6 protein-coding genes are annotated in these 11,940 nt (G+C 62.4%); 2 read left to right on the top strand and 4 right to left on the bottom strand.

The genetic code is table 11. The features are described 5' to 3' along the window. The 4 genes from VGL22_RS19360 to VGL22_RS19345 all read right to left on the bottom strand — a co-directional run. Window positions 1-2,012, bottom strand: a 2,012-nt coding sequence (locus tag VGL22_RS19360) for a heme lyase CcmF/NrfE family subunit (RefSeq protein WP_465268601.1), incomplete at its 3' end; no start/stop codon positions are given. A gap of 352 nt (window positions 2,013-2,364) precedes the next feature. Continuing rightward, complete coding sequence (locus VGL22_RS19355) at window positions 2,365-2,781, bottom strand: response regulator transcription factor (RefSeq protein ID WP_465268600.1); 417 nt, start codon at window positions 2,779-2,781, stop codon at window positions 2,365-2,367. A 104-nt stretch (window positions 2,782-2,885) separates the two neighbouring features. Further along, window positions 2,886-3,758 (bottom strand): menaquinone biosynthetic enzyme MqnA/MqnD family protein, encoded by an 873-nt coding sequence (locus tag VGL22_RS19350; protein WP_465268599.1) that lies wholly within the window; start codon window positions 3,756-3,758, stop codon window positions 2,886-2,888. Between the two features lie 609 nt (window positions 3,759-4,367). Then, entirely contained in the window at window positions 4,368-6,707 is a 2,340-nt protein-coding gene (locus VGL22_RS19345; protein WP_465268598.1) for an ATP-dependent helicase C-terminal domain-containing protein, read from the bottom strand. A gap of 602 nt (window positions 6,708-7,309) precedes the next feature. On the opposite strand from VGL22_RS19345, the gene VGL22_RS19340 reads away from it, so the two are divergent. Continuing rightward, on the top strand, window positions 7,310-11,017 hold the full coding sequence (locus tag VGL22_RS19340) for a carboxypeptidase-like regulatory domain-containing protein (RefSeq protein WP_465268597.1): 3,708 nt from the start codon (window positions 7,310-7,312) through the stop codon (window positions 11,015-11,017). A 171-nt stretch (window positions 11,018-11,188) separates the two neighbouring features. Next, complete coding sequence (locus VGL22_RS19335; RefSeq protein WP_465268596.1) at window positions 11,189-11,878, top strand: hypothetical protein; 690 nt, start codon at window positions 11,189-11,191, stop codon at window positions 11,876-11,878. Window positions 11,879-11,940 lie beyond the last annotated feature (62 nt).

The raw sequence follows: 11,940 nt of genomic DNA, 5'->3' as shown, positions 1-11,940 counted from the left end.
GCGGTGGCGCGAACGGGCGCCATGACGCGAACCGTCTGCATGTTGGGTACGAGAGCGATTCCAGTTCCGGCGATGATGAACCATACGCCGATCCAGATCCACATGACGAGCGGGTTCAAGTGGACTTTGAGAATCGGATGTCCGGTCTCAGAGGAGCCGGCGTAAACGACGTAAAGATCCTCGCGCAGGGTCGAACGATTCGCCACCATCGTCGCAGGCTGGTTGGTGGCGTGATAGACGCGGCGCTCCGGGTAAAGGGTATCGATCTGCTTGCCATGCTTGTACACGTCGACGACGGCGGCTTCGCTCTCGTAATTGGCGTTGTCGTCCTGAGTGGCAAGGCGGCTGGTGAGGGTGTAAGAGCCGATGGTCATCGACTTGCCATTGGGAAGCTCCTGCTCCTTGTCCTGGTTAAACGCCGCGCCGCAGAAGCCGATAACGATAATCACGACCCCGAGGTGGACGATGTAGCCGCCGTAACGACGGGTGTTGCGGCGGGTGAGTTGCACCATGCCGGCGACGACGTTGGTGTGCTGCTTGCCGGCGATGACACGGCCGCCGCGGTAGAACTCGGAAGCCACGGTGGCAATCACGAAGATGGAAAGCGCAACGCCCATCAGCGAATAGAGACCGGAGATCTCTTCCTGCCAGGGGTGCATACCCATTGCCATAAGAACAATGAGGGCGACAACGGTAATGACAGCGGGCATGAGGAAATTGCGGCGCAGCGCGTCGAGCGATGTCTTACGCCAGGCCAGCAGTGGGCCGATGCCGGTCAGCACAAGAAGGAACATGGCGATCGGGACGTTCACGCGATTGAAGAAGGGAGCGCCGACAGTGACCTTCGATCCGGTGACAGCTTCGGAGATGACGGGAAACAGCGTTCCCCACAAGACCGCAAAGCAGGAAACCAGAAGCAGAAGGTTGTTGAAGAGGAAGCTCGATTCGCGCGAGATCAGTGACTCGAGGTGGTTCTCCGTCCGGAGATGCTTGTAATTCAAGATGAAGAAGGCGACGCAGACAGCGGCAGTAATCGCAAGGAACCAGACAAACCACACGCCGATACCCGATTGCGCGAAGGCATGTACGGAACTGACCACGCCGCTGCGGGTGAGAAAGGTACCGAAGATGGCGAGGAAGAACGTGGTGAAGATCAGCCACATGTTCCACTGCTTCATCATCCCGCGCTTCTCCTGCATCATGACGGAGTGGAGGAAGGCGGTGCCGGCGAGCCAGGGCATGAAGCTGGCGTTTTCGACGGGGTCCCATCCCCAGTAGCCGCCCCAACCGAGCACGGCGTAAGCCCAGTGCATTCCGAGGAAGACGCCGCAGGAGAGAAACAGCCAGGTGACGAGAGTCCAGATCCGAGTGATTTTGATCCACTTCTCGCCGGGGTAGCGCATCATGAGCGCGCCCAGGCCAAAGGCGAAGGGAACGGAGAAGCCCACGTAGCCGAGATACAGCATGGGCGGATGGATCACCATCTCGGGATATTGCAGCAGGGGATTAAGGCCGTTGCCATCGGTGGGAATGCTGCCCTTGAGCACCGAAAAGGGCGGTGCCGCGAAGTTCAAGATGGCGAGGAAGAAGACCTGAATGCCGGCCAGGATCGTTCCGGCGTAGGCAAAGAGCTTGACGTCGGTTTTGTGGCGAAGGCGGAGGATGAATCCGTAGATGCCGAGGAGCCAGGCCCACAGCAGTAGCGAGCCTTCCTGACCGCTCCACAGCGCCGCGAACTTGTACTTGAGGTCGAGGGCGCGATTGGAGTGCTCCACGATGTAGGTGATGGAGAAATCGTTGGTGAGCGCGGAGTATACGAGGGCGAAAGCCGCGGCCGTGACCGCCAGGAAACCGGCGATTCCGGCGCGGCGGGCGGTGTCCGCCAATCGCTCCGGAGGCACCCGCGCGGGCTGCCCAGTGGCCAGAAGGCGCAGCGATATGGCTCCGGCGAACAGATTATAGGCGGCAAGCGCCAACGCAACTATGAGGGCAAGACTTCCGAATGTTGCCATGAGAGCTCCAAGACCATTCTCGCAGGCTGGTCGCCCCCAGCGGCTTCAACTTGCGATTTCAGAGACTTGAGAACCGAGGGGCCGATCGCGGGCCGGGCGCGCCTGCGGGGTGCGCCAAATCCTTGAGGCTCCGGCCCTGAAGATTTCTGAAAACGCGGATGGGGACGGGCCACCGTTTTCATTATTCCTCATCTTAGGCGTTCTGCAAGTGATGTGCCTCACACCATTGATGGAGAGGGGGTGGAGAACCGAATACGCGCTTCAACCTGTGCCCGTCAAGTGAATCTTTGCTGACGCGATAAGCTGCGGAGCAAGCACTCGCCGGGGCGTTCGGTCTTCAGGCGATGGGGGGTCAGGCGACTTTCGGGTGAGGATGGGCCAGAATGTCGAGCGCCCCGGCCAAAACGTCCTCGGGAGTGGCGTGGCGCGGCAGGAAGTGTACCTGTTCGCCGCGATAGTCGTGGGCGACTTCGCCGGTGCGGCCAAGCACCAGGATGGGCACTCCGTAGATGCGGAAGGTCAGCTCATTCACAAACGCCGGCCCGGCAACGCCCGGCTGGCCGAGGGCCACAATGACCATCAGCAGCCGGTCGGCAACTCCCGGCTCATCGAGGCGAATGAAGGCTTCCGCGGCATCCGTTGCGCGGAGAACATCGTTGAACTCCCGCTCCAGCACGAACTTGCGGGAATACGCCAGGAAGGGATCGTCATCCACGAGGAGAACGGTGCGCCGGCCGAGGCTGGTCTGAGAAGAAGAAGACGGGATCAAGACACTGCTACCTTGACAGATGGGATGGCCGACCGTGGGACGAGGTTGTTTTCAGCTCATGAAAGTGCGCCGGTGAGCCGTGGCCCCCACGCCGGAAGGCGGAATCAGGAAGAGACCACGCCCGGCAAGGCGCCGGCGAGATGGTAGCGCGGCAGCACGCCCGCATCGGCAGCGGCCCGGAAGAATCCGTCCATGCCGGCGATGCACTCCTCATCCAGCAGGTAGTGGATGTTCTCGCTGAGGTAGCGGCGGATGGTGCTCTCATCGAGAGGGAGGCGCTGCGACCACTCCGCGGCGAGCTCGTCTATGTGAGCCATGCCGTGGTCGCGGGAGCGGATGAAGTCGGCTGCGATTTCGTCGAGCCGGGATCCGTCCACCCCAGGAGCGACGGCCCAGAGGGCGGAGACAAACGGCAGGCCGGTCAGGGAGCGCCATTCGTGCGCAAGATCGTGATAGGCCAGCTCTTCGCCGGTGCGCTCGAGCTGATTTGCCTCTTCTTCCAGGGCCAGCAGCGCGGGGTCGCCGATCACGATGGCGGCATCGGCGCGCTCGAGCATGGCGTCGAGGTCGGCGGCCATGGGGATGAACTTTGCGCCGGGATTGCCCCACTTGTGAAACAAGATGCGCGAGTAGGCGATGGTGGTGCGGCTGGCGGTGTCGGCGGCGACGGTGCGGATGGCTTGAATGGGCTGATGGGCACGGCGGACCAGGAGCAGCGACCGCACGCGGTCCTTGGAGGCGATGGTGCAGCCGGGCAGGATGCGGAGCCCGGGGGTGACGGCAAGCGCGGCGATGGGTACGAGGCCGATGTCGGCGGTGCCGCCGGCCAGCCGGTCAGCGCATTCGGAGGGGAGCATCCAGTCGATCTGGTAACGGCGGGCGAGGTCCTGTGCCTGAGGAGGATGGTCGAAGTCCCACATCAACGGGGCGGGATTGAGGAAGCGGATGGCGGCGATGCGAAGACGGGGCGGAGCCAAGGGAGCCACAGGATCAGTTTAAACGGGATAACCAAATGGTAAATTTCCCTATCTGTGGCGGATTTGGAGATTCGCCTGAACTTCGCTAAATGTTCGGGTTCAGGGCGAAAGTGGGCGGGGTCTCTTGTTTTGACATAAATACAATTAAATCAGGAAGTTGAAGCAATTTTTGTATATTCATGCAGGCTGAAAAAAAGGAGCACTTAGTAAGCATATGGTTAACGCGAGAAGACTCTGGTGTGATTCTCAGTCAGTCGCGAAATTGGTCTGCGGAGGGTCGTCAAGAGCCGATCCGGTTGAGCCAATTCAGCCCGAAACAGCAGATTCCGTATCGGGAATAACAGCAAGAAAAACAGAGACGGCCCCCAAGCAAGAAAAAGAGAGGGGGGTCCAAAGCAAGAAAAACAAAGCCGGCCCCACAAGGCGGGTCGCTGGTTAAGAGCATTGACCAGAGTGGCAGATTGCGGAGGTGGATTCTGTGATGGCTGTCACAGAGCCGGAGAGCAGGCTCGGGACGGGGGTGGACTTGCCTCGGTGGACAGGTCTGGGTGGACAGGTCTGGGTGGACAGGTCTGGGTGGACTTGCCTGGGGGGTGGGGGGGGAGGGGGTCAGGCGCGGTGATCCTCGGGCCAGGGGTGGCGGGGGTAGCGGCGCATCAACTCACGCCGCACCTGTGGGTAGAGCCTCTGCCAGAAGCCGGCCAGGTCGATGGTGGTCTGGACCGGGCGCTGGCTGGGCGCGAGCAGATGCAGGACCACCGGTACGCGTCGGGGACCGAGCAGGGGCGTCTCCTCCATGCCGAAGAAATCCTGGAGGCGTGAAGCGATCCAAGGCGTTTTTCCCGGCAGGTAGTGAATCTTGACCTGCCGGCCGGCTTTGAGGCGGAGGGTCCGGGGAGCGCTTTCGCGCAGGCGATGGGTTTCGAATTTCTGTTCGAGCCAGGACACGAAGCCGGCGCCCGCGGTCTTCAACTCGGCGAAGCTGCGGTATCCGCGGCAGAACTCGCGAAAGCTGTCCGGGATCTGTGCTGGCTCAATCCCGGCGAACTCCAGGCGGCCGGCGAAATCCTGCAGCAGGTCCTCCTCGACAAAGCGGGAGATGCCGGCTTCGAGAGCTTTTTCGGCGAGCAGAGTTGCGGCCGCCTCGGGATCGGGGAGGGAAGTGGCGGATTCTTGAAGGACAAGGCTGTCGTAAACGAGGCGGCTCACTGCGTCCACGCGCTCGGCCTGACGGTTCCAGAAGACGACGGTCTCGTCGCGGACGTGGTCGGGGAAAAAGTCGAGGAGCCACTCGGGCTCGATGCGCGCAAAAAGGCGGACCTGGGGGAGAGGCTTTTCGGTGCGATCCTCGGCGTCGAGCGCGACGAGCAGCGGCGGGGGTGGAGAGGCGCCGGCGATTTCGGCGGGGGTTCCATTGCCCAGCATTACCTGATTGCCGGTTTTGCGCTGCGCGACGCGATCGGGGAAGCCCATGAGCACGGACTGGAGCAGCGCATCGTCGTGGTGCCCCGCGTTATGCCCGGTTGGGGCGGGCTTGACCAGACGCAGCAGATGGCGAAGCTGCTGCCGGGCCGCGTCCCCGAGCGGTTCGTCGATGGCTGGAAGCAGGTCGCTGTGCTGGGCGCGGTCGCCTGATCCGAGCAGCGCGGCGGCAAGGCAAGCCTGCTTGCCTGCGCCGCGCTGGCTCGCCGTTTCAATCATCCGCGCCAGGCGGGGATGGAGAGGGAGGCGCATGAGTCGACGCGCGTCTTGGCTGGTGATGATGAGCCGATCGAGGAGCCGCTCGGCATTGGCGACGGCGAGTTCCGGCGGGACGTCGAGCCAGCCCATCCGATCCGGATTGTCGATGCCCATGGCGCGCAGGGCGAGACACATCTGGGCGAGATCGCTGCGCAGGATTTCCGGCGACTCGAAATCCGGCCGTCCCTGAAAATCCATTTGCGAATAGAGGCGGATGGCCCGGCCCGGTGCAGTGCGCGCGGCGCGGCCGGCACGCTGCCGCGCGGAGGCCTTGCTGACGCGCCCGATGCGTAGCGTGGGCAGGCCGGTCCACGGGGACCAGGAGGCCAGGCGCGCGAGGCCGCTGTCGATGACGGTGCGTACGCCATCGATGGTGATGGAGCTCTCCGCGACATTGGTGGAGAGAATTACGCGGGGCTGCGAGGAAGGGCTTACGGCGCGATCCTGTTCAGCCGGAGGCAGATCGCCGTGGAGAGGCAGCAGCAGCCGGCCAAACGCACGGGCAACCGGCTCACAAGCTCTTGCGGCGCGCCGAATCTCCGCGGCTCCCGGAAGAAAGACGAGGACCTCGCCGGAGTCGTCGCGTGGAAGCGCGGAGGCCAACGCGTCTTTCACCTGATCATGCAGCGGCGCGGCGGAATAATCGGAGTGCTCAATCGAAAGGTCGAAGAGCCTTCCGGCGGAGTGCAGAACCGGGCAACCGCCGAGGAACCGTGCGACGGGCGCGGCGTCGAGTGTGGCAGACATCACGATGAGACGGAGCGCGGGCCTTTGCTCCTGCAGGCGCTTGAGCAAGGCCAGGGCGAGATCGGTGTCGAGGTGGCGCTCGTGGAATTCGTCCAGCACGACCGCGTCGACGCCGCGCAGTTCCGGATCGGAGGCCAGGCGGCGTGTGAGCACGCCCTCGGTGAGGAAATGCAGGCGCGTCCGGGGACCGGCCACGCGTTCGAAGCGGACCTGGTACCCGACCGTGTTGCCCAGCTCTTCGCCGAGCTCCCAGGCGACGCGCTTTGCGGCCAGGCGAGCGGCGATGCGGCGGGGCTCCAAAACGAGCACGTCCCCGGTCACGACCTGGAGCAGGGCCGGTGGGATGCGGGTGGTTTTTCCGGCGCCGGGCTCGGCTTGAACGACGAGATTGGGATTGCGTTCAAGCGAGGCGAGGACGTCCGGGACGAGGGAGTCCACGGGAAGCGGGGTTTGCCGGGTCACAGGTTTTATCCAAACCGGGGATGGGGGTGCGCGTCAATGGGGAGGAGTTCGTCGCGAGGATACGGAGTGACGTTGTGCCGGGTGATCGAGGTTCGCGGTTTCCGACCCTGTCGCCGGGGTGGAGTGTTTGGACCGGGATGCGGGACCCTTCCGCGGGTCCGCCAGGGATTTTCTCTCAATGCGGGAAACGGGACTGGGAGAGGGCAACCGGAGTGCTGCGGGGCGCGTCTAACGTGACGCTCGAAGGCATTAACGAAACAGTAAAACCGAGCGCTCCCCGTAGTTGGTTCGATCTTCCTGCTTCCTCTGCTTGCAGGTTCACTTGAATTTGACAATCGTGATTGGCGCAAGATATCGTTACCATCGCGTTACGACATTCATATCTGCGCGTAAACAAAGGCTAGAACGTTGTTGAATGTCAGATTGTGATATCGAACCTCGTTGACTCCAAGCCTGCCTGCAGGCGTGTGAGCCGGTATTATCTTTGATCACACATTAAGAGGACAATGATGCATCACCCCCAGCGCTCGATTTCGCGGTGTATCCTTCGTGAAATCTCCTCCTGTCTTTATCTCCCGGCCTTGTTTTTGATGGTGCTGACCTTGCTTGTTCCCGCTGCCATTGCGCAGCGTGCAACGGGCACGATCAGCGGCACCGTTCAGGACAAGAGCCAAGCCGTAATCCCCAACGCAAATGCAACGCTCGAGAACACCGCGACGCACGACAAGCGCACCACCACGTCGAACGGAACCGGTTTCTTCAACTTCGCGGCGGTTCCGCCGGGCACGTATGACCTGACGATTACCGCGACGGGGTTCAACGCCTTCAAGGCGACCGAGATCATCATCCACGCGGGTGAGGATCATGGAATTCCGAACCTGCAACTGGGTATCGCGGGTTCGCAGGAGCAGGTGCAAGTGACCGCGTCGGAGGCGGCCGTGATCCCGACCGACTCCGGCGCCAGCACCACGACGATCAACCAGGACATGGTTGAGAACATGTCGATCCAGGGCCGCGACGCCGCCGAGCTGGTGAAGTTCATGCCGGGCATGGCGATGAATACGGGCCTGAGCCAGAGCGAGTTCAGCAGCCAGACGACGCAGACCAACAGCGGTCCGATCGGCCAGTTTTCAGCCAGCGGCACGCAGCCTTACGGCGGCATGCAGATGACGCTCGATGGCGCCGGCCTTGTGGACGTGGGCAACATGGGCACGCAGATTGCGAACGTGAACCAGGACACGACTGCTGAATTCACCTATCTGAACGCAGCGTTTGGCGCCGACACGCCGCGCGGTCCGACGATCATCCAGATCACCAGCAAGTCCGGCACCGCGAAGTATCACGGCGATGCGTACATCTATGGCCGTGACTGGCAGGCGAACGCCAACGACGCGTACTACAAGGCGGCGAATCCGGGCGCGACGCGTCCGATGGACCACCAGTTTTATCCCGGCGGCACGCTTGGCGGTCCGATTCCGTTTTTCGGGCATCGTTTGCACGACAAACTGTTCTTCTTCGCGGGTTTTGAAAAGATGTACCAGAACCCGTTTCCGACGCTGCACTATCTTGTGACGCCGACGCAGGCGATGATCAACGGCGATTTCAGCGCCGCGACCTTGCCGGGTCAGCAGTCATCGGGCTCGACCTGGTGGCCTTCGGCACAGGTTCCCTGCGCGAATGCGCCGAACTGGACCAGCTATTGCGGTACAGGGACCGGCCAGGCGGGTTTTGCGGACTGGAATAACGGCATGCTGGTCAACAGGTCGCGCATCGATCCCGATGGGCAGGCGCTGATGACGTACCTGAACAAGATTCACCCGCCGAACGTCGATCCGGCAACGCACAACGGCTACAACTACCAGTTCCTCGACAATGCTCCGGTGAACCGCTGGGAAGTTCGCGGCCGCGTGGACTTCAACCCCACCGAGAGAGACAAGTTCTCAGTGGTGTACACGCAGCAGAACGAAGCGGACATCAACAATTTTGGCATCTGGTGGACGCCGGGGTTTGCATCTCCTTCACCGTCGCAACTCCACGCCAACACGCTGGCCAAGCTGTGGACGGCGAACTACACGCGTATCGTGAGCCCCACCAGCACCAACGAACTGAGCTACTCGTACAGCTACTTCACCTTCCCGCCGGTATACGCGGATCCGACTGCAATGACGGCCGCGGCGGCTGGCTTCACCAACTACAACCCATTCGGGCAGCCGGCGGCCAACGCATTCGACCAGCTTCCGAACATCATCAGCTGGGGCTCGAACACCGGCAACAACACCGGCAGCTTCTCCGGCCTGTATACGCCGCCGGCGATCAAGGGCTTCGGCAATGGCTATGGCAACAAGAAGATGATCACCTCGTTCCAGGACAACTTCACCAAGGTTCTGGGGCGCCACAGCCTGAAGGCGGGTTTCTTCTGGGACGATAACCACCAGATCCAGACCACCGGATATGGCAACTGGTCGCAGGGCGCGATCGACTTCGACAACTATTCGCAGTACACCACCAACAACCCGTTTGCCGACATGCTGATTGGTCACACCGATGGGGAAACCCAGGTGGCCGATGCGCCGATCCACGACATGGCGTTCCATGAGTGGGCCGTCTACGCGCAGGACACCTGGCACGCGACGACGAGGCTGACGCTGAACTATGGGGTGCGCTTCGATCACGACGGTGCGTGGTATCCGCTGTCCGGCCCCGGCCTGGCGGTGTGGGATCCGACAGCGTACGCGGCAGACTCGAACGGCAACCAGGGAGTTCCGAGCAACGACTTCCCGGGCATGCGCTGGCATCAGATCGATAACTCGATTCCGATCTCGGGGTTCAAGTCGCCGCTGCTGCTTCCTGATCCTCGCGTAGGTGCGGCGTTTGACGCGTTCGGCAACGGCAAGACGGTCATCCGCGGCGGTTTCGGTTTGTACCGGTGGCAATTCTCTGAGGGCGACGTGGACCCGGCTCTGAATCCCTCGTATGACGTGAAGACCATCACCACGCCTTCGACGGAGTCGTTTGCGGCGCTGGCCGGTTTTGCTCCGACGTCGGGCACATGGTGCGCTCTGCCGGTGGGTGCGAGCCCGTCGCAGCCCAACAGCGCGTACAGCGGCGGCACATGCCCGAGCGGTGTGGACGGCATCATGAAGGGCGAGAACAAGACACCTTATACGATGAACTGGGTAGCCATGGTGGACCAGGAGATGCCTGGGCACACGGTGTTCGAACTGCAGTACATCGGCAACGCGACGCGCAACGCTCTCTTCACCGGTAACGGGTCAGGGGAGAGCTTCTACTCCAACATCAACAAAATTCCCGTAGGCGCGATGTGGGGAACGTACAACCTGCCGGGCGCTCCGAACGATGGTCAGAACCTGTGGCAAATGGCTTGCAACGCCGGCAATTGCGCCACTTCGGGTGCTGCGTATTACGCGGGCTATCGGCCTTACAAAGACTACGGCGTGCTGAACGTGATCCAGCACGGCAGCTACTCCAACTACAACGGCATGGTTGCGGCTCTGCAGAAGCAGACGGGCCGGGCCAACTTCCTGATCAACTACACGTGGTCGAAGGTGCTCGGCATCCGCGATGGACAGAGCGACAATGGCAACGGCGACGGCGCCATGGTCAATCCGTACAGCCTGCGGGCGAACTACGGTCCGCTGGCCTATGACCACACCCACATCTTCAACGCAGCCTACGTGATTCACCTGCCGGGCGCGCCTGTCCAGAACGGGCTGGTGAAGGAATTCACGAACGGCTGGGATCTCTCCGGCGACACCCAGGTGCAGAGCGGCGCTCCCATTCAGCCGAACACGCAGGGCAACCTGAATGTTCAGTGGACGGGTTCGGCGGGCAACAACTACTACCTGGGCACGCCATCAGAGCCGCTGATGCCTTACCTGACGTGCGATCCGCGCGCGACGAAGATGTCAGGGCAACGCTTCAACCCGGGCTGCTTTGAGACTCCCACGACGATGGGCGTGAATGGCCAGGCGATCTGGCCGGACATCACTGGACCGAAGTTCTTCGTAAGCGATCTGGCGATGGCGAAGACCTTCCGTATACACGAGTCGCAGAACGTCCAGTTCCGCGCTTCGGCGTTCAACTTCCTCAACCATGCGGTGCCGCAGTTCGGACTTGGCTCGGATGTCAACCTGCAGATGGGTTGCAATTCGACCACCTCCGGCACCACGACTCCGACGTGCGATGCGGGCGGCGGCAACACGAACACGGCCGCGCGCGGAACCACGGGCGTGCCTGCGTACGAGACGGGCCGCCGGGTCATCGAGGTAGCGCTGAAGTACAACTTCTAAACCTGAACTGCCGCAGTGAACGGGGGGTGCCGCGTGCGGCATCCCCTGATTTTTTTGAGGAGGGGAGGGCAGGACCTTTGCTCGAGGGAAGCGCCTGGTGCGGCTCGGGCCTGGGCACAGGCGTGCCGGATGAGATCCATAAACAGCGGGTCAGGAGTTCCCTTGCATCGAATGACAGATATGCCCATTCGGCGCGGAATTCTGATTTTTCTGGCATTGTTCGCAGGCGCGGCCTTGCTGGCGGCCCAGGGTGCGGATGCGCCTGGAACGTCCGACCCCGATGAGCGGGGGGCGGATTCCTCCGCAGGCAAAGCGCCCACGGGCCGGAAGCTCATGCATTACTACGTGATGGACACGGCGGGTCCGTACCCGCTGATGATGGCTGCCTTTACCGCTGCCATCCACCAGGGCACTGACAATCCCCCTGATTGGCATCAGGGGGCGGGTGCGCTGGGGAAGCGGTTTGGATCGAATATGGGGATCACGGCGGTGGCGAACACGACGCGCCTGGGGCTGGCGGTGGCGCTGAAGCAGGACACGTCGTATCACCGGTGCAGGTGCAACGGAGTGCCTGCCAGACTGCGCCACGCCGGGCTCTCCGCACTGATTGCGCGGCGCTGGTCAGACGGACGGCAGGTGTTCTCGTTTCCCAACCTGGTTGCGCCGTATGCGGCAACAATGACGGCGACCTACGGCTGGTATCCCGACCGATACGGGGCCAAGGACGCGTTCCGCATGGGGAACTATAACCTGCTGGGCACGGTGGGTTCGGACCTTGCGTTCGAGTTTGTGCCCCGGGCGGTCTGGGGTGCGCTGGGCCATATTCATCTGAACAGCCGGCGCCTGGCCCAGGACGAGTGAAGCGGCCGGCAGCAAAAGTGACCAGGACCCGAGCGACGCCTTCACCCGCCGGAGTGCAGCGG

The sequence above is a fragment of the Occallatibacter sp. genome (assembly GCF_036502485.1).
Taxonomy (GTDB): Bacteria; Acidobacteriota; Terriglobia; order Terriglobales; family Acidobacteriaceae; genus Telmatobacter.
This window is presented reverse-complemented; position numbering and strand designations above follow the sequence as displayed.